The sequence below is a fragment of the Halopseudomonas xinjiangensis genome (genome assembly GCF_900104945.1).
Lineage (GTDB): Bacteria > Pseudomonadota > Gammaproteobacteria > Pseudomonadales > Pseudomonadaceae > Halopseudomonas > Halopseudomonas xinjiangensis.
Window position 1 is genome coordinate 226,938 of the sequence record NZ_LT629736.1, and the last position, 25,898, is coordinate 252,835.

The 25,898-nt window shown below is 60.7% G+C and carries 26 protein-coding genes; 12 read left to right on the top strand and 14 right to left on the bottom strand.

Annotation, left to right across the window (positions count from 1 at the left end):
- Positions 1–21 precede the first annotated feature (21 nt).
- The gene (gene der, locus BLT85_RS01075) at positions 22–1,464 is read left to right on the top strand and encodes a ribosome biogenesis GTPase Der (RefSeq protein ID WP_093391409.1); all 1,443 of its coding nucleotides are present in this window, start codon (positions 22–24) and stop codon (positions 1,462–1,464) included.
- Positions 1,465–1,538: 74 nt separating this feature from the next.
- On the opposite strand, the gene leuA is transcribed toward der, so the two are convergent.
- From leuA to xseA, 3 genes are all read right to left on the bottom strand, one after another.
- Positions 1,539–3,209: a 2-isopropylmalate synthase gene (gene leuA / locus BLT85_RS01080; RefSeq protein WP_093391410.1), complete on the bottom strand. Its 1,671-nt coding sequence runs from the start codon at positions 3,207–3,209 to the stop codon at positions 1,539–1,541.
- A gap of 218 nt (positions 3,210–3,427) precedes the next feature.
- Complete coding sequence (locus tag BLT85_RS01085) at positions 3,428–4,252, bottom strand: peptidoglycan DD-metalloendopeptidase family protein (protein WP_093391411.1); 825 nt, start codon at positions 4,250–4,252, stop codon at positions 3,428–3,430.
- 7 nt (positions 4,253–4,259) lie between these two features.
- The gene (gene xseA / locus BLT85_RS01090) at positions 4,260–5,642 is read right to left on the bottom strand and encodes an exodeoxyribonuclease VII large subunit (RefSeq protein ID WP_093391412.1); all 1,383 of its coding nucleotides are present in this window, start codon (positions 5,640–5,642) and stop codon (positions 4,260–4,262) included.
- Between the two features lie 131 nt (positions 5,643–5,773).
- Here xseA and guaB point away from each other — a divergent pair, with 131 nt between their 5' ends.
- Together guaB and guaA are read left to right on the top strand one after the other, a co-directional pair.
- Positions 5,774–7,243 carry an IMP dehydrogenase gene (gene guaB / locus BLT85_RS01095; RefSeq protein ID WP_093391413.1) on the top strand — a complete coding sequence of 490 codons (1,470 nt, stop codon included), beginning with the start codon at positions 5,774–5,776 and terminating at the stop codon, positions 7,241–7,243.
- Positions 7,244–7,349: 106 nt separating this feature from the next.
- A complete protein-coding gene (gene guaA / locus BLT85_RS01100) occupies positions 7,350–8,930 on the top strand; it encodes a glutamine-hydrolyzing GMP synthase (protein WP_093391414.1) in 1,581 nt (526 codons plus the stop codon).
- Between the two features lie 47 nt (positions 8,931–8,977).
- Here guaA and BLT85_RS01105 read toward each other — a convergent pair whose 3' ends face one another.
- The 5 genes from BLT85_RS01105 to BLT85_RS01125 are packed head-to-tail and all read right to left on the bottom strand — an operon-like array spanning position 8,978 to position 13,070.
- Positions 8,978–9,604 (bottom strand): ABC-type transport auxiliary lipoprotein family protein, encoded by a 627-nt coding sequence (locus tag BLT85_RS01105; RefSeq protein WP_093391415.1) that lies wholly within the window; start codon positions 9,602–9,604, stop codon positions 8,978–8,980.
- Positions 9,601–10,542, bottom strand: coding sequence for an MlaD family protein (locus BLT85_RS01110; protein WP_093391416.1), 942 nt, complete (start codon positions 10,540–10,542; stop codon positions 9,601–9,603). The genes BLT85_RS01105 and BLT85_RS01110 overlap by 4 nt, the downstream gene beginning before the upstream one ends.
- A gap of 2 nt (positions 10,543–10,544) precedes the next feature.
- The gene (locus tag BLT85_RS01115; RefSeq protein WP_093391417.1) at positions 10,545–11,348 is read right to left on the bottom strand and encodes an ABC transporter ATP-binding protein; all 804 of its coding nucleotides are present in this window, start codon (positions 11,346–11,348) and stop codon (positions 10,545–10,547) included.
- Entirely contained in the window at positions 11,348–12,484 is a 1,137-nt protein-coding gene (locus BLT85_RS01120; RefSeq protein ID WP_093391418.1) for an MlaE family ABC transporter permease, read from the bottom strand. Before BLT85_RS01120 ends, BLT85_RS01115 begins: the two co-directional genes overlap by 1 nt.
- Positions 12,485–12,539: 55 nt before the next feature.
- Positions 12,540–13,070 (bottom strand): YhcB family protein, encoded by a 531-nt coding sequence (locus BLT85_RS01125; RefSeq protein WP_231701570.1) that lies wholly within the window; start codon positions 13,068–13,070, stop codon positions 12,540–12,542.
- 75 nt (positions 13,071–13,145) lie between these two features.
- Here BLT85_RS01125 and BLT85_RS01130 point away from each other — a divergent pair, with 75 nt between their 5' ends.
- Together BLT85_RS01130 and zapE are read left to right on the top strand one after the other, a co-directional pair.
- Positions 13,146–13,769, top strand: a complete 624-nt coding sequence (locus BLT85_RS01130; RefSeq protein WP_093391419.1) for an alpha/beta hydrolase — start codon at positions 13,146–13,148, stop codon at positions 13,767–13,769.
- A gap of 73 nt (positions 13,770–13,842) precedes the next feature.
- Positions 13,843–14,934, top strand: coding sequence for a cell division protein ZapE (gene zapE, locus BLT85_RS01135; protein WP_093391420.1), 1,092 nt, complete (start codon positions 13,843–13,845; stop codon positions 14,932–14,934).
- Between the two features lie 10 nt (positions 14,935–14,944).
- Here zapE and BLT85_RS01140 read toward each other — a convergent pair whose 3' ends face one another.
- Both BLT85_RS01140 and BLT85_RS01145 read right to left on the bottom strand, forming a co-directional pair.
- The gene (locus tag BLT85_RS01140) at positions 14,945–15,958 is read right to left on the bottom strand and encodes a GlxA family transcriptional regulator (protein ID WP_093391421.1); all 1,014 of its coding nucleotides are present in this window, start codon (positions 15,956–15,958) and stop codon (positions 14,945–14,947) included.
- A 127-nt stretch (positions 15,959–16,085) separates the two neighbouring features.
- Positions 16,086–17,126: an NADP(H)-dependent aldo-keto reductase gene (locus BLT85_RS01145; RefSeq protein WP_093391422.1), complete on the bottom strand. Its 1,041-nt coding sequence runs from the start codon at positions 17,124–17,126 to the stop codon at positions 16,086–16,088.
- Between the two features lie 259 nt (positions 17,127–17,385).
- Here BLT85_RS01145 and rplM point away from each other — a divergent pair, with 259 nt between their 5' ends.
- From rplM to BLT85_RS01180, 7 genes are all read left to right on the top strand, one after another.
- Positions 17,386–17,814, top strand: coding sequence for a 50S ribosomal protein L13 (gene rplM, locus BLT85_RS01150; RefSeq protein WP_093391423.1), 429 nt, complete (start codon positions 17,386–17,388; stop codon positions 17,812–17,814).
- Positions 17,815–17,827: 13 nt separating this feature from the next.
- Positions 17,828–18,220, top strand: coding sequence for a 30S ribosomal protein S9 (rpsI, locus tag BLT85_RS01155; protein WP_093391424.1), 393 nt, complete (start codon positions 17,828–17,830; stop codon positions 18,218–18,220).
- A gap of 270 nt (positions 18,221–18,490) precedes the next feature.
- A complete protein-coding gene (gene petA / locus BLT85_RS01160) occupies positions 18,491–19,084 on the top strand; it encodes a ubiquinol-cytochrome c reductase iron-sulfur subunit (RefSeq protein WP_093391425.1) in 594 nt (197 codons plus the stop codon).
- A complete protein-coding gene (locus tag BLT85_RS01165) occupies positions 19,084–20,307 on the top strand; it encodes a cytochrome b (protein WP_093391426.1) in 1,224 nt (407 codons plus the stop codon). Before petA ends, BLT85_RS01165 begins: the two co-directional genes overlap by 1 nt.
- The gene (locus BLT85_RS01170; protein ID WP_093391427.1) at positions 20,307–21,089 is read left to right on the top strand and encodes a cytochrome c1; all 783 of its coding nucleotides are present in this window, start codon (positions 20,307–20,309) and stop codon (positions 21,087–21,089) included. Before BLT85_RS01165 ends, BLT85_RS01170 begins: the two co-directional genes overlap by 1 nt.
- Positions 21,090–21,261: 172 nt before the next feature.
- The gene (locus tag BLT85_RS01175; protein ID WP_093391428.1) at positions 21,262–21,891 is read left to right on the top strand and encodes a glutathione S-transferase N-terminal domain-containing protein; all 630 of its coding nucleotides are present in this window, start codon (positions 21,262–21,264) and stop codon (positions 21,889–21,891) included.
- 38 nt (positions 21,892–21,929) lie between these two features.
- Entirely contained in the window at positions 21,930–22,340 is a 411-nt protein-coding gene (locus BLT85_RS01180) for a ClpXP protease specificity-enhancing factor (protein ID WP_093397239.1), read from the top strand.
- Between the two features lie 66 nt (positions 22,341–22,406).
- Here BLT85_RS01180 and BLT85_RS01185 read toward each other — a convergent pair whose 3' ends face one another.
- The 4 genes from BLT85_RS01185 to BLT85_RS01200 are packed head-to-tail and all read right to left on the bottom strand — an operon-like array spanning position 22,407 to position 25,767.
- The gene (locus BLT85_RS01185) at positions 22,407–22,970 is read right to left on the bottom strand and encodes a BON domain-containing protein (RefSeq protein ID WP_407920163.1); all 564 of its coding nucleotides are present in this window, start codon (positions 22,968–22,970) and stop codon (positions 22,407–22,409) included.
- Positions 22,970–23,563 carry a phosphoheptose isomerase gene (locus BLT85_RS01190; RefSeq protein WP_093391430.1) on the bottom strand — a complete coding sequence of 198 codons (594 nt, stop codon included), beginning with the start codon at positions 23,561–23,563 and terminating at the stop codon, positions 22,970–22,972. Before BLT85_RS01190 ends, BLT85_RS01185 begins: the two co-directional genes overlap by 1 nt.
- 15 nt (positions 23,564–23,578) lie before the next feature.
- A complete protein-coding gene (locus BLT85_RS01195; RefSeq protein WP_231701510.1) occupies positions 23,579–23,953 on the bottom strand; it encodes a YraN family protein in 375 nt (124 codons plus the stop codon).
- On the bottom strand, positions 23,950–25,767 hold the full coding sequence (locus BLT85_RS01200; protein ID WP_093391432.1) for a penicillin-binding protein activator: 1,818 nt from the start codon (positions 25,765–25,767) through the stop codon (positions 23,950–23,952). The genes BLT85_RS01195 and BLT85_RS01200 overlap by 4 nt, the downstream gene beginning before the upstream one ends.
- Between the last annotated feature and the right edge of the window lie 131 nt (positions 25,768–25,898).

A 25,898-nucleotide genomic window follows, 5' to 3' on the forward strand; every position in this document is an offset into this window, starting at 1 on the left:
CTTTAAGTGCGCGGAGTGATCATGGTTCCTGTCATTGCCCTGGTAGGGCGGCCGAATGTCGGCAAATCCACGTTGTTCAACCGTCTGACCAAAAGTCGTGACGCAATCGTGGCGGACGTCGCCGGGTTGACCCGCGACCGGCAGTACGGCGAGGCGCAGTGGCAGGGGCATACCTATATCGTGGTGGACACGGGCGGTATCAGCGGTGACGAGCAGGGCCTGGACATGATCATGGCCGGCCAGTCGCTGCAGGCCATCGAAGAAGCCGACGCCGTACTGTTTCTGGTTGACGCTCGGGCTGGGCGTACCGCAGGCGACGAGCAGATCGCCGACCACCTGCGCAAGCGCAACAAACGCACCTTTCTTATCGCCAACAAGGTAGATGGAGCCGATCAGGATTCGATCATGGGCGAGTTCGCCAAGTTGGGTCTGGGCGATCCGCTGGGAATCGCCGCGGCCCATGGGCGCAACATAAACCCGATGCTGGAAGCAGTCCTGGGTGAAGAGGGCGTCGTCAGCCCGGACATCGACGAAGAAGGCAATCCGATTGAACGCCTGATCGTCGAGCCCATCGGCACCAAGATAGCCGTCATCGGCCGGCCCAACGTAGGCAAGTCGACGCTGGTCAACCGCATGCTCGGTGAAGACCGCGTCGTTGTCTTCGACCAGGCGGGTACCACACGCGACAGCATCTACATTCCCTACGAGCGCCATGACAAGCCCTATACCCTCATCGATACGGCGGGCGTTCGGCGCCGCGGCAAGGTATTCGAGGCGATCGAAAAATTCTCGGTGATCAAGACGCTGCAGGCTATCCAGGATGCCAACGTAGTGATCTTCGTCGTCGACGCGCGTGAAGGCATCGTCGAGCAGGATCTGCACCTGCTCGGCTTCGTGCTTGAGGCAGGGCGCGCGCTGGTCATTGCGATCAACAAATGGGACGGGATGGAAGAGCGGGAGAAGGAGTTCGTCAAGACCGAGCTGCAGCGTCGGCTTATCTTCGCCCAGTTTGCTGACCAGCATTTCATCTCTGCGCTGCACGGCAGCGGCGTCGGCCTGCTGTACAAGTCGGTCGACAAGGCGTTCGAAAGCGCGATGACCAAGATCCCGACGCGCAGGATGACCGAGATCCTCGAAGCGGCAGTGGCGGAACACCAACCACCGCTGGTCAATGGTCGACGCATCAAGCTGCGCTACGCGCACCTGGGTGGCTCGAATCCGCCTATCGTCGTCATACACGGCAACCAGGTCGATTCGGTGCCGCGTTCCTATACGCGTTATCTGGAAAACACCTTCCGCAAGGTGTTGAAGATCACCGGTACGCCGATCCGGATCGAATACAAGAGCGGCGACAACCCGTTTGCCGAGCGCAAGAACAAGCTCACCGAGCGGCAGGTCAACAAGAAGCGTCGACTCATGTCCCACCACAAGAAGGCCGAGAAGAAACGCAAGGACAAGCGATAACCGTCTCGGCGGGTCTGCAAAACGAAAACCGGCGCCCAGGGCGCCGGTTTTTTATTGCTTGCCTACCGCTGAACTCAGGCGGCCTGCTGCCCTGACTGACGTGCCGCGCGATTCAGGGCGCTGAACAGCGCACGGAAGGTGGCGGTGGTAAGGTTCTCGTCGATGCCCACGCCGTGCAGCGGGCGACCACCATCGACGCGAATCTCGATATACGCCGCCGCCTTGGCGTTGGTCCCCGAACCGATAGAGTGCTCGTGGTAGTCCATGATCTCCACCGCAGTTGGCAGCCCTGCGACCAGTGCTTCTAAGGGACCTTTGCCGAGGCCGCGCCAGTGTTGGGTTTCGCCATTGACCAGCACTTCAACGTCCACTGCACTAGTGCCGTTTTCTTCCTGCAGACGATGCCGGATCAAGGCGTACGGGCTCGCCGCCTGCAGATATTCGCGGTCGAGCAGTTCATGAATTTGCTTTGCAGTCATCTCCAGACCGAGACGATCGGTCTCGCCCTGAACGACCTGGCTGAACTCGATCTGCATGCGCCGCGGCAGGCTGATCCCGTATTCGGTTTCCAGCAGGTAGGTGATGCCACCTTTGCCTGACTGGCTGTTGACTCGGATGACCGCCTCGTAGCTGCGGCCGATATCGGCCGGGTCGATTGGCAGGTAGGGCACTTCCCAGACAGTGCCCGGCTTCTGCTGGACGAATCCCTTGCGGATAGCATCCTGGTGCGAGCCGGAGAAGGCTGTATGCACCAGATCGCCAACATAGGGATGTCGCGGATGAACCGGAAGCTGGTTGCACTCTTCAACGACCTTGCGGACAGCGTCGATGTCAGAGAAGTCGAGCTGCGGGTGGATGCCCTGGGTATAAAGGTTCAATGCCAGCGTCACCAAATCCACGTTACCGGTGCGCTCGCCATTACCGAACAGGCACCCTTCGACACGGTCCGCGCCGGCCAGCAGTCCGAGCTCGGTCGCGGCAACGCCGGTGCCGCGGTCGTTATGCGTGTGCAGGCTGACCAGTACGCTGTCGCGGCGGCTGACGTGCCGACAGAACCACTCGATCTGATCTGCGTAGTGATTGGGCGTGGCGACCTCTACCGTCGCCGGCAGGTTGAGGATGACCTTGTTGTCCGGCGTCGGCTTCCAGACATCCAGCACGGCGTCACACACCTGCACCGCGAATTCGAGTTCTGTAGAGGTGAAGATCTCCGGCGAATACTGGAACGTCCATTCGGTGTCAGGCTGTTTCGCGGCAAGTTCGCGGATCAGGGTCGCAGCGTTTACGGCGATATCGACGACGCCCTGCTTGTCCTGATTGAACACGATCCGTCGGAAGCTGGGCGCCGTCGCGTTATAGACATGCACGATGGCTCGCTTGGCGCCGCGAAGCGACTCGAAGGTGCGTTCGATGAGATCGCCACGCGCCTGAGTGAGCACCTGAATGGTCACATCGTCGGGGATATGCCCGTCCTCGATAAGCGTACGAACGAAGTCGAAGTCCATCTGCGAAGCAGATGGAAAGGCGACTTCGATCTGCTTGACGCCAACCTGCACGAGGGTCTGGAAGAAGCGCAGCTTCTTGGCCGGATCCATGGGCTCGATCAGCGACTGGTTACCGTCGCGCAGATCGGAACTGCACCAGATCGGCACCTCGGTAATCGTGCGAGACGGCCATTGCCGGTCGGGGATGTCGACGGGCTCGAATGGACGATATTTGATCGACGGGTCTGTGAGCATGCTCATGGTGTGCGTTCCGAATGTTCGCGTCTTGTGGACGCTGAGAATATTGGCAGTAGATGCATACCACACTAACGGTCGAGCATATCTGTTGCAAGATCGCTGAAAAATTAGCAATATCCTGTCGGAAGAGTCCTTTTTACGAGCAGGTATGAGCCGGAAACGCGGCGCGTCTGCTGTTTTGTTGTGCGAGCAGGGCGGTGACTGTCGACCTCTGGTTCCGCCTATTCGAAGGCGCCGATGAAGATCGCCGGATCAACACGGGCGTCGTTCAGGCTCACGTTCCAGTGCAGGTGGGGCCCGGTTGCACGGCCGGTTGCTCCGACCTTGCCCACCACGCCGCCTCGGTTGATTTCGTCACCGACCTTCACATCGATGTCCGAGAGGTGACAGAACATGCTGATCAACCCCTGCCCATGATCGACAAATACCGTCTTCCCATTGAAGAAATAGTCCCCCACCAGTATCACCTGCCCGGCGGCGGGCGCCTTGATCGGGGTGCCGGTTGGCACGGCGAAATCGAGGCCCGAATGCGGATTGCGTTCCTCGCCATTGAAGAAGCGGCGTAGTCCGAAGGCGCTGGAGAGTCGTCCGTCTACCGGTCGGTCGAACAACAGGTTGCTCGGCTGTCGCGGGCTGAACTGACGATAGGCGGCGATCTGTTCTTCCAGCTCCCGCTGAATGCGCTTGAGACGTGCGGCATCGGGCGTCACCTGCTGCTGGTTACGCAGCGTGATGTGCTGCGCTTCGTATTCGCGCGGCTGAACGGTAAACGACAATGGCTGGCCACTACCGACCTCGATCTGTTCGGTGCCCGGTTTTACCGTCAACGGGATGCCAACGATGGCGATCCAGCGCTTTCCGTCTTCACGGACGGTGAGTACCGGCTTGCCTTGATAGGTGGCCTTTACCGGCTCGTCGGTTTCCGGCAGTGGCACCACCGCCACACCTCCCGGCACGGGCTTGTCCAATAGCCGGGTGAGGAAACCTTCCGCATGCAGAGGAAGGGCTAGGCAGGCAAGCAGTATGACAACGAATAGACGGCTCATGGGGTACTCAGTCGAGCAGGGGAAGAGTATGCGGTGCGTCCGGATCATTCTCGACACGCAGGGTCAGTCGACCATCGCTCAGACGTGCCTCCAGACTCTGGCCAATCCGCACGTCGTCGCGGCTTCGTACGGCCTGGCCGCGCTGATCCAGCAATATGCTGTAGCCACGGCCCAGGGTCGCCAGCGGACTGACCAGGTGCAGCGTCTGCGCCAGCCCATCGAATTGCCGGCGGGTCTGAACCAGCTGCTGCGTCATCGCCCGCGGTAGCCGTGCGACGAGCGGGTCCAGTTTCTGGCGCAGCAGTGCCAGCCGCTGACCGGGGTGCCGGGCCTGGAGGCGTGCGCTGACGCGCTCGAGGCGCTGTTCCAGCTGCACGAAGCGATGGGTCTGGGCGCGCTTGAGCCGAAGCTCGAGATCATCGAGTCGTTGCGCCTGCTGAGCGAGCCGCTCGCCCGGATGACGCAGACGCTTGCGCAGGCTGTCGATGCAGGTCTGTTCGCGTTTGAGTCGTTCACGCATGCAATGCTGTAGCTGCCGATGCGCCCGTTCGACCTGCAGCAGCATGGTGCGCTGGTCGGGACTCAGCAGCTCGGCGGCGGCAGAAGGCGTAGGTGCGCGCATGTCGGCGGCAAAGTCACTGATCGAAACATCCGTCTCGTGTCCAACCGCGCAGACCGTAGGCGTCTGGCAGGCGGCGAGGGCGCGGACGACCACTTCCTCGTTGAACGGCCAGAGGTCTTCCAGCGAGCCGCCGCCACGGGCCATGATCAGCGCGTCGAACCCGGCCCGGTCGGCGAGCTGCAGCGCGCGAACGATTTGCGGAGCGGCATCACGGCCTTGCACCGGGGTGGGCACGATCACCAGCTCGACGAAGGGTGCACGGCGCTGGAAGACGCTGATGATGTCGCGTACGGCAGCACCGCTCGGCGACGTAACCACACCGATCCTGCGTGGGTGGCTCGGCAACGTGCGCTTGCGCTCGGTTGCGAACAACCCTTCGGCCTGCAGCTTGGCTTTGAGCGCTTCGAAGGCCTGTCGCAGGGCGCCGTCGCCGGCTGGCTCCAGGCTGTCGAGAATCATCTGATAGTCCCCACGACCTTCATACAGGCTCACCTTGCCGCGCGCGCGGACCAGCTGTCCATCACGCAGGTCCATGCGTACGCGCTGGGCGTGCTGGCGAAACAGCGCGCAGCGCACCTGGGCCTTGTCATCCTTGAGGGTGAAATACATATGGCCTGATGACGGGCGCGACAGGTTGGACAGTTCTCCTTCAACCCACAGGCGAGGAAACACGTCCTCGAGTAGCGAGCGCGCACGCGCATTGAGCTGGCTCACGGTGAGCACTTCGCGGTCGGCACCCAGGCGTTGGAATATCGCATCGTCATTCATGCGACCATGTTAGCCTCAAGGCCCTGCGGAGCGAAACCGAAGAACGCGCCTCGCCGATGAATACAATTGAGTGCGCACCGGCTGACAGGTATAATGACGCGCTTCCATTTTCCCGCTCGGGAGCGCCTGTCATGCTGCGTATTAGCCAAGAAGCCCTCACCTTTGACGATGTCCTGCTGGTACCCGGTTACTCCGAGGTGCTTCCGAAGGACGTCAGCCTCAAGTCCCGGCTGACCAGGCGTATCGAACTGAATATTCCTCTGCTTTCTGCGGCCATGGATACCGTGACCGAAGCGCGCCTGGCTATCGCCATGGCCCAGGAAGGCGGTATGGGCATCATTCATAAGAACATGACCATCGATCAGCAGGCCGCTGAGGTGCGCAAGGTCAAGAAGTTCGAGTCGGGCGTGGTCAAGGATCCAATCACCATCGACGCCGGGGCCACGGTTGGCGAGCTGGTCGAGCTGACACGTCAGAACAACATTTCCGGCGTGCCGGTGCTGTCCGGTGGCAATCTGGTGGGTATCGTCACCGCTCGTGACGTGCGTTTCGAGACGCGGATGAATGCTCCGGTCAGCGACGTGATGACGCCCAAGGAGAAGCTGGTTACGGTCAAGGAGGGCGTCAGTGCTGCCGAGGTTCGCGACCTTCTGCATCGTCACCGCATCGAGAAAGTACTGATCGTCGATGACGCCTTCAATCTGAAAGGCATGATGACGGTCAAGGACATCGAGAAAGCGCGCGCCTATCCGAGCGCCGCCAAGGACGACCAGGGCCGGTTGCTGGTCGGCGCCGCGGTCGGCACGGGTCAGGACACGCCTGATCGCGTCGCCGCGCTGGTCAATGCCGGTGTCGACGTGGTCATCGTGGACACCGCCCATGGCCACTCCAAAGGCGTGATCGACCGTGTGCGCTGGGTCAAGGAAACCTATCCGGACATTCAGGTCATCGGCGGCAACATTGCCACCGCAGCTGCAGCCAAGGCACTGGTCGAAGCGGGTGCGGATGCAGTCAAGGTGGGTATTGGTCCGGGTTCTATCTGTACTACTCGCATCGTCGCCGGCGTGGGCGTGCCGCAAATCTCCGCGATTGCCGACGTGGCCGCTGCACTGGAAGGTACCGAAGTGCCGGTTATTGCCGATGGCGGTATCCGCTTCTCCGGTGACTTGTCCAAGGCCATCGCCGCCGGTGCGTCGGTTGTCATGATGGGTTCGATGTTCGCCGGTACCGAAGAAGCACCGGGCGAAATCGAGCTGTTCCAGGGGCGCTCGTACAAAGCTTATCGCGGCATGGGCTCGATGGGTGCCATGGCACAGAGCCAGGGTTCGTCGGACCGCTACTTCCAGGATTCGTCGGCCGGTGCCGAGAAACTGGTCCCGGAAGGCATCGAAGGTCGCGTGCCGTACAAGGGCTCGCTGGCAGCGATCCTGCATCAACTTATGGGCGGCTTGCGTGCTTCGATGGGCTACACCGGTTGCAACACCATTGTCGAGATGCGCACCAAGCCTCAGTTCGTGCGCATCACCGGCGCTGGCATGAGTGAATCGCACGTGCATGACGTGCAAATCACCAAGGAAGCACCCAATTATCGCGTCGGTTAATCGCCGACTCGCATTTGCTGAGAACAGATGATCGGGGCCTCGCCTTGGCGAAGCCCCGGTACCAGCGCTCAGCGTTCAGCTTTCAGCTGTTTCTCAAGGAACGTCCATGGCTCATCAAGACATTCACGCTCACCGGATCCTGATCCTGGATTTCGGCTCGCAATACACTCAGTTGATCGCTCGGCGAATCCGTGAGATCGGCGTTTATTGCGAGATCCATCCGTGGGACATGGACGAAGCAGCCATTACCGCGTACGCCCCGCGCGGCATTCTTCTGGCTGGCGGCCCGGAATCGGTGCCACTGCCTGGCTCGCCGCGTGCGCCGGAAATTGTCTTCAGCATGGGTGTGCCGGTCCTGGGTATCTGTTATGGCATGCAGACCATGGCCGATCAGCTCGGCGGCAAGGTCGAAGGTTCGCCGGAGCAGGAATTCGGCTACGCGCGCGTGGATATCGTCGGCAAGAGCGATTTCCTCTCCGGGATCGAAGATCATGTCGACGATCATGGCCAACTGAGCCTCGACGTCTGGATGAGCCACGGCGACAAGGTCATCAGCCTGCCCGACGGGTTCCAGATCATCGCCAGCACGCCAAGCTGCCCGATCGCCGCGATGGGCGACGAATCCCGCCACTTCTACGGTGTGCAATTCCATCCGGAAGTGACCCACACCCGCCAGGGCGGACGCATCCTGTCGCGCTTCCTTCTGGAGCTCTGCGGCTGTGAAGCGCTGTGGACGCCGTCGAACATTGTTGACGATGCGATCGCTACCGTGCGCGAGCAGGTCGGCGACGCCAAGGTGTTGCTGGGCCTTTCCGGGGGCGTCGATTCGTCGGTCGTGGCCGCACTTCTGCACAAGGCCATTGGCGACCAGCTGACTTGCGTGTTTGTCGACAATGGCTTGCTGCGTCTGCATGAAGGCGAACAGGTGATGGCGATGTTCGCCGAAAACATGGGTGTGAAGGTGATCCGGGCCAACGCCGAGGAGAAATTCCTGTCGCGCTTGCTTGGCGTTACCGATCCCGAGGAAAAGCGCAAGATCATCGGCCGCACCTTCATCGAGGTGTTCGACGAGGAGGCGACCAGGCTCCAGGGGATCAAGTATCTGGCGCAGGGCACCATCTACCCGGACGTCATCGAATCCGCCGGAGCCAAAACCGGCAAGGCCCATGTAATCAAGTCGCACCACAACGTCGGCGGCCTGCCTGACGACATGGCTTTCGAATTGGTCGAGCCGCTGCGGGAACTGTTCAAGGATGAAGTTCGCAAGATCGGCCTCGAGCTCGGCCTGCCCTACGACATGGTCTACCGCCACCCATTTCCGGGCCCAGGTCTGGGTGTGCGTATCCTCGCTGAGGTGCGCAAGGAATACGCCGATATCCTTCGCCGTGCAGACCATATTTTCATCGAGGAGCTGCGCAAGGCCGATCTCTACCAGAAGACCAGCCAGGCGTTCGCGGTTTTCCTGCCGGTCAGGTCGGTTGGGGTGGTGGGCGACGGCCGCCGCTACGAATGGGTCATCGCGCTGCGCGCGGTAGAAACCATCGATTTCATGACAGCGCGCTGGGCACATCTGCCTTACGAGTTCCTGGAAAAGGTATCCAATCGCATTATCAACGAGATCAGCGGCGTATCGCGGGTGACCTACGATATTTCCAGCAAGCCACCGGCAACCATCGAGTGGGAATGAAGCTTGTTCGCTGGTGAAGCCAAAAAACCCGCCTTTCGGCGGGTTTTTTATCGTGCTTCGGATGCTTCGAGCAGCTGCTCTCGGGCCCAGGGGATGAGCTCGGCTTCCAGGCGTGCGGTGGCGCGCCCGAACGCCCGCACCACGGCGGGCACCTCGGTGTCTTCGAGTACTTCTTCTACGAGAAAGGTACGGTTGGCCAGCATGCGCCGGTTGCTGGGGTCGACCAGTCGGGCATCGAGTTCAATGATCGCACGCGTCGGCCCGCCAATGTAGCTGACCTGGAAGCGGCGCAGATCCGAACTCAGGAAATAGTCTGCATGCAGCGCATGATCGTCGTTGCTGACCTGTTGCATTGCTCCGCTGAGGTTGAATGCGCGGGTCAGGTGTTCGCGTAGCATGGCCGGCGCCGGATCAGACCACCGCACCCCTTTGTATGCGCTGATCTGATCACCTTCCGGATTGACCAGCATGCGCGGCCCGCTTACGGCGATACCAGCATGCGGCGTGTTGATACGCAGCGAAACCGGGGCCGGCTGGCCCTCTACCTGACTGACCGAAGGAGCGGGCAGTTGGTAGACAGTGACTGGCTCGGTCTCAGGGATGACGCTACAGGCAGCGAGCCAGGCGATGCCGGCGATCAGGCCCAGGGACCGCAGGCGGGGCAGGGCAATCATGGTTCGAACTCCTCAAGCGAATCGCGTCCAAGCAGGAAACGGGTCGGGTTGTCTTCGATGCGTCGGGTGATAGAGCGCAGCGACGACAGGCTGCCACGTAGTTCGTTGATGGCCGGCTCGAGCTGGCCGAGACCCTGCATGCCGCTGGCGAACGCGTCGCGATTCTGGTTGATCATTTCCTCGAGGGTAGCGGTGGTCCGTGCGATGGATGCCAGCGCTTCTTCGGCACCGTCGAGCGTGCGGGAGCCCTGTTCGTTGAGCAACTGGTCGGCGCTGGCCATCATCTCGCTGGTCTGCTCCAGCGTCAGAGTGGCCTGGCGGCTAACTGTGGTGAGCTCGTCGATCAACTCCCCGACGTCCCCGCTTTGCGCGGACATGTTCTGTGCGGCGCTGTCGATGGACTCGAGCGTCGCGCCGATCCGTCCGATATTTTCCTCGGACAATATGCTGCGGGCCGCCGCGACCAGTTGGTTGACGTTTGTGACCAGGTCCTCGCCGTTGGCGAGTAACGTCGAGATCGGCGATGGCGAAGCTACGATCACCGGCGGCTCACCTTTCTCGTCACGCGTCAGCGGCGGGCTTTCCGGGCTGCCGTGGCTGAGTTCGATCACCGAGGTGCCGGTGATGCCGGTGAAGGAGAGGCGCGCGCGGGTGTCTTCCTTGATCGGTACACTCGATTCGATACGCACGGTGGCAAGAACGCGGCGCGGGTCCTGCGGGTCCAGCTTGAGCTCGGTAATATCCCCGACGCGAATACCGCTGTACTGGACCGTGCTGCCACGCGACAACCCGGTAACGGCTTCGTTGAAGACGACGACGTATTCATCGTATTCGCTGTTTGTAGCCGTGTTGCCCAGCCAGATGGCGAACACCACCGCAGCCGCCGCGGCGAGAAGCGTGAACAGCCCGATCAGAACGTGATGTGCGCGTGTTTCCATGGTCAACATTGCTCCGGCTGGGTGTTCGAATCCGCGGCGGCAGCCGCCGCGCGCCCACGTGGGCCGTGAAAGTACTCCTGGATCCAGGCATTGTCGGTCGCAGCGACGCGCTCCAGCGTATCGGCGACCAATACTCGACGATCCGATAGCACGGCGATCCGGTCGCAGATCGCATACAGCGTATCGAGATCGTGGGTGACAAGAAAGACACTGAGTCCAAGCGCATCCCTCAAGGTCCGGATCAACTGATCGAAGGCGGCGGCACCGATCGGATCAAGTCCCGCAGTGGGCTCGTCAAGAAACAGGATGTCTGGATCCAGCGCCAATGCCCGGGCTAGCGCCGCCCGCTTGACCATGCCTCCGGACAGCTCCGACGGGTATTTGCCGCCTGCGGTAGACGGGAGCCCGGCAAGCGCCAGCTTCATTCCCGCCAGGTGCTCCGCGTCGCGGCGGGTCAGGCCGGCATGCTCGATCAATGGCAGCGCGACATTCTCGGTAACGGTGAGCGACGAGAACAGGGCGCCGCCCTGGAACAGCACGCCGAAGCGTCGCTCAACTTGCGAACGTTGAGCGGCATCGAGACGCAGCAGGTCCTCGCCAAAGACACGCACGCTCCCTGCTGTGGGGCGGCGCAGTCCGACGACGGAGCGCAGCAATACTGACTTGCCCGTACCCGATCCGCCGACCACGCCGAGAATCTCACGGCGCCGGATATCGAGGTCGAGGTTGTCGTGGATGGTCTGAGTGCCGAACCGGTTGACCAGTCCGCGCACTTCTACCAACGGCGTATCGTTGTGATCCGGCATCACCAGCCCATTTCCATGTAGAACAATGCCGCTATCGCATCCACCAGGATGACCACGAAGATCGACTGCACCACGCTTGAGGTAGTGTGTTCACCTACTGACTCGGCGCTGCCGGTGACCTTGAAACCTTCGAGACAGCCGATAATGGCGATCAGGAAGGCAAACACCGGAGCCTTGGCGATACCGAGCACAAAGTGATGCATGTCCACATTCTGCTGCAGAACTTGCATGAACATGGTGGGTGAAATGTCCAGGGCGAGCGCGCAGACGAGCGCGCCGCCGAACAGGCCTGACAGCATGGCGACGAACGTCAGCATGGGCAGGGCGATAACCATGGCGAGCACGCGCGGGAGCACCAGCAGATCAAGCGGATCCAGGCCCAGCGTGCGGATCGCGTCGATTTCCTCGTTGGCCTTCATCGAACCGATCTGCGCAGTGAAGGCGCTGGCAGTGCGTCCGGCCATCAGGATGGCGGTCAGCATGACGGCGAATTCGCGCAGGAACGAAAAGGCTATGAGGTCGACAGTGTAAATGCTGGCTCCGAATTCGGAGAGCACCGTTGCACCCAGAAAGGCGACGACGGCACCGACCATGAAGGTCAGCAGCGCCACGATCGGCACTGCATCGAGCGCGGTTTGCTCGACCTGAGCAACGGTGGCTGTGATGCGCCATGCGCTGGGCCGGAAAATGTTCCTCGCGAATCCTGCAAGCGTGAGGCCGATGAAGCCGAGCAGCGACGTGACGTGTTCAATGAACCTCAGCGTAGCCAGTCCGACCCGGACCAGCAGTTCACCCACTACATTGCTGCTTTCCGGTTGGACGTCTTCTTCACCGCTGAGGCTGGCAGCGATGCGTCGCAACAGGGTGCGCCGCTCTTCGGGGAGACGGTTGTCGCTGGTTATGCGCTGAAGCAGTTCGCGTCCGAGCAATTCCGCCAGCAGCTGGCCTCCCGCGGTGTCCAGATGCCCTACCTCGGCTATATCGGCAGTCTCGATGCGCGGTGTATTGCTTCTGGTCGCGCCAGTCAGGCGCCGGAGCTCGGCATAATGCTCGAGCGTCCAGTCGCCACGGATGTTCAGCTCGGCGGGATTCGCGGGGTTCAGCGTGATGAAGGGATTGTCAGGCAGGGCCGGCATCGCTTGGAGTGTCCAGGGTTTGGCCCCTGATGCGGCCGGCGCCAGGGGTCACGAATCAGTGCTTGCGCTTAAGGCCGAACTCTTCGGAAAGGGTGCCCGGCCCTTCCTCTTTGAGGGCGTAATCACGGGGTGGTTCCAGCGTGTCGAATACCGGCTCGCCACGGCGGTGGTCGCGGACGGGCTTGTCTTCCTGCTCCAGCGCCGCCAGAAGGCGCTGACGAGTCATGTCATCCGGCGCCAGTTCGACGGCACCCTGGGTGAGATGTTCCTGAATATCCTGATGACTGCGGTTCAGTCGAGCGACCAGACTTGCTGTCGTCTTGAAATGATTGGCGACTTCCTGCTGATACTCCTCGAAACGCAGCTGCAGACTTTCGAGCTGCGACTGGCTGCCGGAGCCAGGCCCGCCCCCTACACGCTTGGCGACCTGAGCCAGGACAACACCGATGACAATTCCGACAGCCAGCGCGACGGCGACTGCGATCCACAGGTTTTCGCTTGCTTCCACCTTGGGTCCCTCTTGATCTGATTGCAGCGCATCGACCTGATCCGCCTGCCGAATGGTTCTACGGTAACGAGATTTCATGGACAAGGCTAGTACTTGCTAGTCTTGTAGCCCATGCGACGTCAGTCGATATGTCATGGTCACGGAGAGCTTTAAATGAGCGCAAGCGCTGAACAAAAATTCCTCATCGAAGGACCCGCCGGCCCCCTCGAGGTAGTGGTGACCCGCGCGGACAACCCCAATGCGGTGGCGATTATCTGTCATCCCAACCCGGTGCAGGGCGGCACGCTACAGAACAAGGTGGTGCATACGCTGATGCGCGCTGCGCGCGACTGTGGTGCGACGACGGTCCGGTTCAACTTCCGCGGGGTCGGCCGCAGCGGCGGCGAGCACACCGGCGGCCCCGGCGAGATCGACGACTGCATGGCGGTGATCGATTGGGCGCGGCAACAGCTCGGTGAGGCGCCCCTGTGGTTGATGGGCTTTTCCTTCGGCGGCTACGTGGCCGCTGCCGCAGCGCGTCAGCTCCGACTCTGGCCAGCGAAGCTGATCCTCATCGCGCCCTCGGTAGAGAAACAGGATTTCGCCGAACTGCTGCCGTTCCCCGGCCCTGCGCTGGTGGTTCAGGGTGAGACTGACGAGGTGGTCGCGCCCGGGGCGGTTTATCAGCTGCTGGAGAACCAGCCCCAAGTCGAGTTGGTTCGCTTCGCCGACACCGGGCACTTCTTCCACGGCAAGCTGACCGAGCTCAAGGACGCGGTACAGGCGGGTCTGGGCTGAATGCAGCGATTTGCCAAGCGAGGGGGGCGCGGGTAGAGTATCGGCCCCGTCGATACCCTTACTGGTTCCTGCAATGACGCCACTCGAACGCTATCAGGCGGACCTTCAGCGTCCGGATTTCTTTCACGATCCTGCGCAGGAAAAAGCGGTCCGTCATCTGCAGCGACTCTATGACGAACTGGTCGCTGCCGAATCTTCCGGTCCGGGTCTGCTCGACAAGTTGCTGCGGAAAAAGCCCGAACCGATCAAGGGATTGTATTTCTGGGGCGGGGTAGGCCGCGGCAAAACCTACCTGGTTGATACCTTCTTCGAGTCGTTGCCGATCAAGCGTAAGATTCGCACCCACTTCCATCGTTTCATGCAGCGGGTACATCACGAGCTGGATGGCATGAAGGGCGAGAAGAATCCTCTCACGCTCATCGCGAGACGGTTTGCCGATGAGGCGCGAGTGATCTGTTTCGATGAATTCTTCGTGTCGGACATCACCGATGCGATGATCCTCGGCACGCTCATGGAAGAGATGTTCGACCATGGCGTAACCCTCGTTGCCACCTCCAACATCGTCCCGGACGGTCTGTACAAGGATGGCCTGCAGCGCGCCCGTTTCCTGCCTGCTATCGCTCTGCTCAACGAGCGCACCGAAGTGGTCAACGTCGATAGCGGCGTCGACTATCGTCTGCGCGCTCTGGAGCAGGCCGAGCTGTATCACTGGCCGCTGGGGCCGGAGGCCGATGCGAGCCTGCGGCGTAGTTTCGAGAGCCTGGTTCCTGATCTGGACGGCGCGGTGGAAGGCGAAGTGCTGACAATCGAGAATCGGCCAATCCGGTCGCTCCGAGTCTGCGAAGATGTGGCCTGGTTCGAGTTTCGCGAACTGTGTGACGGGCCGCGGAGCCAGAACGACTACATCGAACTGGCGAAGATTTTTCACGCGGTGCTGATTGCCAATGTCGAGCAGCTCAATGTCAGCAAGGACGACATGGCGCGTCGATTCATCAACCTGGTTGACGAATTTTACGACCGTAACGTGAAGCTGATCCTCTCCGCTGAAGTGGAGTTGAAGGATCTTTATACCGGCGGACGGCTGGAATTCGAATTCCAGCGCACGTTAAGCCGGCTGCTGGAGATGCAGTCGCACGAATTCCTGTCCCGCCCGCATCGGCCCTGAGCCGGACCGCTCACGAGGCAGCTTGATGCTGGAACTGGCGCCGGTATTGATTGGGTGACAGTCCGGTGTGCTGGCGGAACAGCCGGGCGAAGAAGCTCGCGTCGTCATAGCCGATGTCATAGCTGATCGTCTTCACGCTGCGCCGCGTGGTGCTCAGCAGGGTTTTCGCTGTTTCGACTCTGAGCCGCTGCAGGTAATGCAATGGCTTGTCTCCGGTCGCACTCTGGAAGCGCCGCATGAAGTTGCGGATGCTCATGCCGTGGTGGCTGGCGACGTCCTCGAAGCGAAACTTTTCCGAGAAGTGCTCTTCCAGCCACTGCTGTATCTGCAGAATGGTCGCGTCCTGATGAAGCTTCTGCCCGCCGAAGCCGATCATGCCGGGCGTGTAATTGCGCTGCATCTCGAACAGCGTGTCCCGCGAGACCGCCTGGGCAATGTGCCCGCCGCAGAACATCTCGATCAGATGGATATACAGATCGCACGCCGAGGTGATGCCGGCCGCGCAGTAGACGTGGTCTGCATCGGTGACATGTTTGTCGCGATTGAGCTGTACCTGGGGAAAGCGCTGGGTGAATTCGTCGAAGAAGCGCCAGTAGGTGGTGGCTTCCCGTCCTTCCAGCAAGCCCGCCGCGGCCACCCAGAACACGCCGGTAGCCTGCGCGGTTATGACAGTGCCGCGGGCATGTTCGGCGCGCAGCCACGGCACTACGTTGGGATAGCGGGTCAGCAATTGATCGAAGTCGCCCCAGAACGCCGGTAGTACGATCAATCCGGGCTGTACCTCTTCGAGTCTGGCCTCGATCGCTACGCGCTCTTCGCTGAACGCGGTCACCGTATTGCTGTCCGGTGCGACGGTGAGCGTCTGATAGGCCGGTCGCAATCCCTGGCCCTGTTGACGACCCAGGCGCAGGCTGGCCATGTGAAAGAAGTCCCTGGCCTGAGTCAGGGTAGAGTTGATAACCCCGTCGGTGGCCAGTATCACCACCTGCCGCAAGGAGGGTGTGGTTGAGGCTGGATGAGTCATGTTCAGACCTTGTTGTTATCGTGTCTTCCGTCCTGTCATGACTAAAGCATCTTCGCCTGTGGTGCAAGTGTCTCATTGGGACACAATGCCGGCCGCGGTTTCCGGTGTCGCGACCGGCGCTGTGAGCTCAGGGTGCCGGGTTTGGCTGGCTGCGATGAATCTCGGCGATGGCTTCGAGAACCTTGTCGGTCAGCCCCATGTTGATGCTGCTCAGGTTGCGATTGAGCTGGTCCATGTTGGTGGCGCCGATGATGTTGCTGGTTACGAATGGCTGGCGGGTAACGAATGCCAGGGCCATCTGCGCCGGATCCATGCCATGATCGCGCGCCAGCTGCACGTAACGCGCGCAGGCACTTTGTGCTTGCGGGTTGGTGTAGCGACTGAAGCGACTGAACAGCGTCAGGCGACCCTTTTCCGGCCGCAGCCCGTTGAGGTACTTACCGGTCAGCGTGCCGAATGCCAGGGGTGAATACGCCAGTAGCCCGACCTGTTCGCGAATCGACATCTCCGCCAATCCCACCTCGTAGGAACGGTTGAGCAGGTTGTAAGGGTTCTGAATCGAGGCTATACGCGGCCAGCCGCGCGTTTCGGACAGGTGCAGAAAGCGGCTGACGCCCCATGGCGTCTCGTTGGACAGGCCGATGTGACGGATCTTGCCTGAGCGCACCAGTTCGTCGAGCACCTCCAGGGTGTCCTCGATTGGTGTCATGGCTTCGTCCGGATTGTGCTGATATCCGAGGTGCCCGAAATAGTTGGTGCGCCGGTCCGGCCAGTGCAGCTGATAGAGATCGATGTAATCGGTTTGCAGGCGGGAGAGGCTGGCATCCACCGCGGCGGTAATGTGCGTGCGGTCGAAGCGCGTCTGACCATACCGGATATGGGACATGCCATTGCCCGGTCCGGCGACCTTGCTGGCTATGATCCACTTGTCCCGGCCGCCGCGGTCCTTGAAATAATTACCGATGATGCGTTCTGTCTCGCCGTAGGTCTCGCCCCGGGGCGGTACCGGATACATCTCCGCGGTATCGATGAAGTTGACGCCGGCGTCCCGTGCCCAGTCGATCTGAGCAAAGGCGTCGTTTTGGTTGTTCTGTTCTCCCCAGGTCATTGAACCCAGGCACAAGGCACTGACCTTGAGCTGACTGCGGCCGAGCGGGCGGTATTGCATGTAGGGTGACTCCTGGATGTATCGTGGGACGTGGTCCGACTACCTTAAATAAAGGTTGTAATTTTTGCGACCCTTGGCATAATGCCGCCCACTTTCGACAGGATGCCTAGCCTGTCGTTGTTGTTACAGCGCAGATGCCACCCAGACCCACAGAGCCCCCACCTGAGTGTCTGTCTAGGCTATGTTGGCTTGTAAAAACACATTTCATTCTGTAAGATTCGCCCTCTTATTTATAGAGCGGCCTCTGAGGCTAGGATTAATGAAAACCTTTAGCGCCAAACCGGAAACCGTAAAACGTGATTGGTACGTCGTAGACGCCAGTGGCTTGACCCTGGGCCGTCTGGCTACCGAGGTGGCTACCCGCCTGCGCGGCAAGCACAAGCCCGAGTACACCCCACACGTGGATACCGGTGACTACATCGTTATCGTCAATGCTGAAAAAGTGCACGTGACTGGTAACAAGGCTCAAGACAAGATCTACTACAGCCACTCCGGTTTCCCGGGTGGTATCAAGTCGATCAACTTCGAAAAGCTGATCGTTCGTGCTCCTGAGCGTGTAATCGAATCTGCAGTCAAGGGCATGTTGCCGAAGAACCCGTTGGGTCGTGCCATGTACCGCAAGATGAAGGTTTACAAGGGTGCGGCTCACCCGCACGCAGCTCAGCAACCCCAAGAACTGAAGATCTAACAGGAGCACCATCATGTCGGCGACACAAAACTACGGTACTGGCCGTCGTAAAACCGCCACCGCTCGGGTGTTCCTGCGTCCGGGTAATGGCAATATCTCCATCAACAATCGCAGCATCGACACCTTTTTCGGTCGTGAGACTGCTCGCATGGTCGTGCGTCAGCCGCTTGAGCTGACCCAGAACACCGAGAAGTTCGATGTATACGTCACCGTTAGCGGCGGCGGTATCTCCGGTCAGGCCGGTGCTATCCGTCACGGTATCACTCGTGCACTGATGGAATACGACGAAACTCTGCGCGGCGCATTGCGCAAGGCTGGTTACGTGACTCGCGATGCTCGCGAAGTCGAACGTAAGAAGGTCGGTCTGCGTAAAGCACGTAAGCGTCCCCAGTACTCCAAGCGTTAAGCTTCGGCTGGTACTCAGAGCGCCCGGGTCCCATTGTGGACGCCGGGCGTTTTTGTTTGTGCGGCACGGTGTCGCGCTTGCCTCTCGGTTCCTCGCCGAGCCCGCGAAACTCCTCGCTTTGCGCCGAATTGGCGGCATAATCCAAAGTGCTTATCGCCTTGTCAAGAATGGGGGTTTTCATTACCATCTGTTTCATTTTGTGCGGGCTGTGTAAAAACTTCAAAAAGGCCTCCGTTATAGAGGCCTGTTTAGCTGATGGGAGACGACTGGATGAGTAATGACGGCGTGAATAATGGCCGGCGTCGCTTCCTGGTTGCAGCCACGAGTGCCGTGGCCGCAGTCGGAGCAGTGGGGGCAGCAGTACCCTTTGTAGGGTCCTGGTTCCCGAGCGCCAGAGCCAAGGCGGCTGGTGCGCCGGTAAGAGTAAATATCAGCAAGTTGGAGCCGGGCCAGCAGATCGTCGCCGAGTGGCGTGGTCAGCCGGTCTTCGTGTCGCGCCGGACGCCGGAGGCGTTGGCGATTCTTGACGAGAACACCGAGATTCTCGCCGACCCCAACTCCGAAGCTTCCGTGCAGCCCGACTACGTCGATCAAACGACTCGTGCCATCAAGCCGGAAATTCTCATCGTGCTGGGTATCTGTACCCATCTGGGCTGTTCGCCGCTGTTTCGTCCGGAAGTTGCTTCCGCCGACATGGGTGCCGACTGGAAGGGCGGCTACTTCTGTCCATGCCATGGCTCGCATTACGACATGGCCGGTCGCGTATGGCGCTCCCAGCCTGCGCCGAAGAACCTCCCGGTGCCCCCGCATTCGTATGAGAGCGACGATATCGTCGTGATTGGCGCCGACGAGGAGACTGCCTGATGAGCAAGCTGTCCAACTGGATCAATGAGCGGATGTCCATCCAGCGCGTGTGGGAGGATCACCTCACCCGCTATTACGCTCCGAAGAACTTCAACGTTCTCTACTTCTTCGGCTCGCTCGCCATGCTGGTCCTGGTCAACCAGATCGTAACCGGTATCTGGCTGACCATGAGCTATGAGCCTTCCGCTGCAGGCGCCTTCGCATCGGTCGAGTACATCATGCGCGACGTCGACTACGGCTGGCTGCTGCGTTATCTGCACTCCACCGGCGCCTCGGCATTCTTCGTCGTGGTCTACATGCATATGCTGCGTGGCATCATGTACGGCTCTTACCAGAAGCCTCGTGAGCTGGTGTGGCTGTTCGGCATGCTGATCTACCTGGTGCTGATGGGCGAGGCCTTCATGGGCTACCTGCTGCCATGGGGTCAAATGTCCTACTGGGGTGCGCAGGTGATCATCTCGCTGTTCGGCGCGATTCCGTTCATCGGGCCGGATCTCGCGCAGTGGGTACGTGGTGACTATCTGATTTCCGGTATCACCCTGAACCGTTTCTTCGCGCTGCACGTTATCGCGCTGCCGATCGTTCTGCTCGGCCTGGTCGTGATGCACATCATCGCGCTGCACGAAGTCGGCTCGAACAACCCGCTGGGTCTGGATATCAAGAAGTTCAAGGACGAGGCAGGCAAGCCGCTCGATGGCATCGCCTTCCATCCCTACTACACCGTCAAGGATATCGTCGGCGTGGTGGTGTTCCTTTTCGTGTTCTGTACCGTTGTGTTCTTCTTCCCGGAAATGGGCGGTTACTTCCTTGAGAAGCCCAACTTCGAGATCGCCAACCAGCTGAAGACGCCTGACCATATTGCGCCGGTCTGGTACTTCACGCCGTTCTACGCCATCCTCCGCGCCGTCCCGGCGATCGGTGGGTCTGCGTTCCCCGGCGTGCTGGCCATGGGTGCGGCGATCGCGGTGCTGTTCGTACTGCCCTGGCTGGATCGCAGCCCGGTGCGCTCGATCAAGTACAAGGGCTGGATGAGCAAGGCCTGGCTGATCACGTTCTGCGTATGCTTCGTGATTCTGGGCGTGCTCGGTGCCATTCCGTCCAGCCCCGGTCGTACTCTGCTCTCGCAAGTGTGTACCGTGCTGTATTTTGCCTTCTTCCTGCTCATGCCGTTCTACACCCGCATGGAGAAGACCAAACCGGTTCCGGAGAGGATTCCTGGCTAATGAAAAAACAATTGATTGCGTTACTGTTCGCCCTCGTCCCGGTAACCGCCATGGCGGCCGGTGGCGCTGGTGTTCCGCTGGACGAGGCCAATATCGACCTGACCGACAAGGCTTCGCTGCAGGACGGTGCTCGGACTTTCACCAACTACTGCATGGGCTGCCATTCCGCGCAATACCAGCGTTATGAGCGTGTCGCCACGGATCTGGGCATTCCGGAAGATCTGATGATGGATAACCTGGTGTTCCCGGACACTCTGATCGGCGATCACATGAAAATCGGTATGCGTCCGACTGAGTCCAAAGGCTGGTTCGGCGCGGCGCCGCCTGATCTGACCATGGTTGCGCGGGTCCGCGGCACCGACTGGCTGTACACCTATATGCGTTCGTTCTACGAGGATCCGTCACGCCCCTTGGGCTGGAACAACCGCGTATTCCCGAACGTGGGAATGCCGCATGTGCTTGCCGAGCTGCAGGGCAAGCCTGTGGTTGGCTGCAAGGCCATGCCGGTACGCGAAGGCAACACCATCAAGCGTGACAGCCTGACCGGCGACCCGGTTACCGATGAGCAGTGTGATGTGCTGGTCGTGGAAGAGGGTACTGGCACGCAGACCGAGGAAGAGTACGACACTACTGTGCGCAACCTGGTCGCGTTCCTGGCCTATTCGGCGGACCCCATCAAGCTCGAGCGTCACCGCATCGGTGTTTATGTTCTTCTCTACTTGGCGGTGCTGTTCGTCTTCGCTTACCTGGTCAAGCGTGAGTACTGGAAAGACGTGCACTGATCCCGTTGTTTTGCGAAACCTTGCACGCGCCCTTAGGGGCGCGTGCTCGTTTCTGGGGTATACTACGCCACTGCTGGCAGCGGCCGGAAAGGTTGGCCGGCCGATGTGACTGCTTTACATCCCGTGGAGCAGTGTGTATCGCGTGTATCGCCACAGGATGAGGGTTTGATTTATGGGTGTTACTGCCAACAAGCGTTCCTCGATGGCCTTCTTTTCGGATCCGGCCGATCATTATTGTCATCGGGTGCGGATAGTTCTGGCGGAAAAGGCAATTACGGTCGACATCGTCAATGTCGAGCCAGGCCGTCATCCGCAGGAGTTGGCTGAAGCGAATCCGTATAACAGCGTTCCAACTTTGCTCGACCGCGATCTGGTTCTGTATGAATCGACGATCATGATGGAATATCTGGACGAGCGTTTTCCCCATCCCCCGTTGTTACCGGTTTATCCGGTTGCTCGCGCCAACAGCCGTTTGCTGATGCACCGCGTCCAGCGCGACTGGTGCGGTCTGGTAGACACCCTTCTGGATTCGCGTACGCCTGCTGCAGCCGCAGCCAAGGCACGCAAGGAGCTGCGAGAAAGCCTGATCGGCGTCGCTCCGGTGTTTGCCGAAATGCCATTCTTCATGAGCGAAGAATTCAGTCTGGTCGATTGCTGCATCGCGCCGATCCTCTGGCGACTTCCAGCTCTGGGCGTCGAGTTGCCGCGTCAGGCAAAGCCGCTGACCGATTACATGGAGCGGCTGTTTCAGCGTGATGGTTTCATCGCCAGTCTGTCCTCCGCTGAGAAGGACATGCAGTAACGTCCCCTATCTGCCCCAAGGAGGCCCGCATGGCTCAGATGAAATCCAGCCGCCCGTACCTCTTGCGCGCGTTGTATGAGTGGATTCTCGACAACAACTGCACGCCCTACCTGCTGGTCAACGCGGGTTATCCTGAAACTGTCGTTCCGCAGAACTTCGTCGAGGATGGTCAGATCGTCCTGAACGTGTCACCTAGCGCGGTGCGTCAGCTTGAGATGGATAACGACCGCGTCACCTTTGACGGTCGCTTCGGCGGCGTCCCCCAGCAGGTGTGGTTGCCCGTTCAGTCGGTGATGGCCATCTATGCGCGAGAAAATGGCCAGGGCATGGTCTTCGAGATAGAGCCGGTGAACCCGCCGGAACCGCCGGAGGGCGGCGAGAAGGGGGGCGAGAAGAAACCCGACGCCAAGCCCGCCACCGCCCGTCCGTCCTTGAAAGTGGTGAAATAAACTCGTCAGACGGGAACGGCGGGAGGGAAGCAGGTAGCGCGCCGTTGCACGCTACCGGGTTTTGCTTCAGTCGATATATTCGAACAGTTTGACGATGCGCTGAACGCCGCCGACTTGCTGTACCGCCTGTACCGCGAGGTCTGCTTCCTTCCGAGTTACAAGACCGAGCAGGTAAACCGAGCCAGCCTCGGTGGTTATCTTGATGCGCCGGCCCGGGATGCTGCTGTCAGCCAGCAACCGGGTCTTCGCGTTCGCGGTGATCAACGCATCATTGTTGCGGGCGAGCAGAGAGATGGGCTGCCCCACCTTGAGCTCGTTGTGCACCACCTTTACCTTCTGAACCTGCCTGGCGGCATTGCCAGCGATTTCCTTGAGTTCTTCCCTTGGTACCTGGCCCGCCAGCAGAACCACGCCGTTGTAACTGGTCGCGTCGATGCGTGAGGCGCGCTCCAGGTCGATGTGGCTCTTCGAGACGTTGACCTCGATGCGGGTCTCGATCAGTTGGTCGTCAATGGTGCTGCCAATGGTGCGCGTGCCGGAGTCGATATCTATCGGTTCGTCGCGCGTTGCAGTCAGGACCGAGCTGCAGCCGGCTAAGGCCAGAGCCAGAGCGATTACCGTCAAGCGCATCATTCTTCACTCCCGAAAAGTTGCCGATCGATCAGGTCGCACAAACAGTGGATGGCAAGCAGATGCACTTCCTGGATGCGCGCGGTGGAGCGGGCCGGGACGCGAATCTCGACGTCCTCCGGGAGCAGCAGAGAGGCCATTGCGCCGCCGTCGCGACCGGTCAGCGCGACGACCGCCATGTCGCGATCGTGAGCAGCTTGGATCGCCTGCAGGACATTAGCGGAGTTGCCACTAGTGGAGATCGCCAGCAAGACGTCGCCAGGCTGACCAAGCGCGCGAATCTGCTTGGAGAATACCTGCTCGTAGCTGTAGTCGTTGGCGATCGACGTCAGCGTGGACGTGTCCGTCGTCAGCGAGATAGCTGGCAGGCTCGGGCGTTCGCGCTCGAAGCGGTTGAGCAGTTCGGACGAAAAATGCTGCGAATCGCCGGCCGAGCCGCCATTGCCGCAGCAGAGAATCTTGCCTTCGCTGAGGAGGCTGTTGACCATGACCTGACTGGCCTGCTCAATGCTTGGGCCGAGCACGTCCATCGAGCGTGTCTTGGTCTCGATGCTGTCGGTGAACAGTTGCTTGATACGGTGTTGCATATCCATGAATGAACTACTCGCTTAGCAGGTAAAGGCTTCGCGGATCCAGCGGTACGAGGCGGGATCCGCCGGGTTGCCCTCGGCGGCAACGACATCGAAGCGACAGGGCTGGTCGGCCAGGTGAGGATGGGTGATCAGGTAGTGATGAGCGGCTGCGATCAGGCGCTTCTGTTTGCGCCAGTCGACAGTCTCTACCGCGCTGCCCCACTGGTTTTTGCGTCTGTAGCGTACTTCGACGAATACTACTGTATCCGCATCGCGCATGACCAGATCGAGCTCGCCTTGCTTGCAGCGATAATTACGAGCGAGCAGTCGCATGCCGCTGTCGGCAAGCAGGCGCTCGGCAGCGCGCTCGGCGCGGTTGCCGAGTAGCTGCCGCAGCGTAAGCGCCGTCACGGCTGGGAAGGACCCGCTGGTCGGACCTGTCCGTCTTCGATCACGCCCCATTCGGTTGCGCGAGAAACCCGTCCGTCCTCGGTCAGAGTCAACTCACCCGTTGCGCCGTCGAGGCGGGTTTCGGTGTGCTGGCGCATTTGCGGCAGCCGGCTGAAGATTCGCTGCGCGTCGATGCCCATCGCATACAGTCGGCCAAGCGCCCCGGTTGCTTGCGGCCAGCTCTGGCTCACGGAAGCATAAAGCTCATCGTCGCGGCTGAGCAGCCAGGGCACCTCTGCGACCATGATGCCTTCCAGATCGGCATTCTGCGTTGGATCACCGCTGAGCTGATAGACATGCGAGGTGGCATAAACCGGCAGGTCTGCTGCGTACTGGAATGCCAGGGTCGGCTTGATCTGGCGTGCCTGTTGAGGTGTAGCGCTGAGAAACAGTGCGTCGAGATCCTGACGGGGGGTAGGCTGGACCACTGCATCCTCTACCACGGATTTCACCCGGGCATTGCGCTGCTCACTTTCGCGAATCTGCAACAAATCGCCGATCTGTTGCGCCATGGTCGCAGGCTGGTCGATGGTTTCGCGGCCGACGAAGACACCGCCTTGCGCCTCCCATTCCTGACGAAACGCCTGGTAGGCCCGCTCGGCCCAGTCAGTCTGTGCCACCAGCGCGCCCATGTAGCGATGACCGTCGTTCCACGCGCGCTGGGCGGCGGAGCGGGCCTCGTCCTCAGGCGCCAGGCCGAACTGGAACAGAGCCTGATCGCCTTGCGTGGCCTGGTCGGTATAGTTCAGTGCAAGCGTCGGCAGGGGAATTTCCTGCATCTGCGCCAACCTGGTGACCTGGTCGCGCTCCAGTGGTCCGATGACCCAGTCCACTCCGTCGGCCTGCGCCTGTCGATAAAACTGCATCAGGTCGGTGTATGAGGTGCTGTCATACAAGGTGACCCGGGGCTGCTCAATGCCTTCGCTGTAAGCCTGATACTGCGAAGCAAGAAAACCGTCGCGCAGGGCCTGGGCCGGCCCGGCCAACGGGCCCTGGAAGGGCAGCAGCAATGCGACGTGCCGCGGCCGGCTGGCATGCAGTTCCAGAAGCTGTGCCATCGCCTCGGGCAATGGTTCGGCTGCAGGATGATCGGAAAACTCCTCCTGCCACTGTTTCAGCTCGCGAACCTGGATATCCAGGTTGCCGTGCTGACGGCCGATCAGCGCGAGGCTGATCCAGCCGGCGAGATCGCCGGTGGCAGTCGCGGCAGCTTCCTCGAGCGCTGGCGTCGACGCCTGGTTCAGGCTCTCCCAGATAGCCTGCTGGTTGGTCTGCTGCTGTTCGGGCGGAAGCAGTCCATCGACGAAAACACGTTCCCGGGCCGCTGCGACCGGATCCCCGGTCGCTTGCAGTGCCTTGGCGCGCAGCATTTGGATACGCACCTGGTCTTCGGTCGGCAGCGTCTCGATCTGCTGCATCGAAGGATGGCGCAGCGCACGAAGCGCACCGGTGGCTTGACCGAGGTTCAACAGGCTTTCGGCCTGCAATGTGCTGAACAGCAGCTGTTGATCGGTCGGCAAATCGCTTTGCGGAATGTTCTCCAGAATGCTCAGTACCTGCTGGGGACGGTCCTGCATCAAGGCAGCACGGGCGGCCTGAAGACGCAGCAGGTTGGCTTCGGCACCGGACTCGCTATCGGCATCCTTGAGCAGTTCTTCCACCGAGGCCTGGGGCGTGCGGGGCAGATCGGACAGCTGTTTCGGCGGCGAGCTGCAGCCAGAAAGAATCGCTGCAAGAACGGCAGCAGCGACGGGCAGGCGGTTAATGCGGGGCATCGGGAATCCTTACATGGGCGCAGGTCGCGCACCCGGCCAGGTTGGATGACGGTCTGGCAGCATTGTAACCAAGCCCCCCGTGTACCGCCATGCGCTTCGCGGGATGCCGGTCACGTCCTGTACAATCCCTC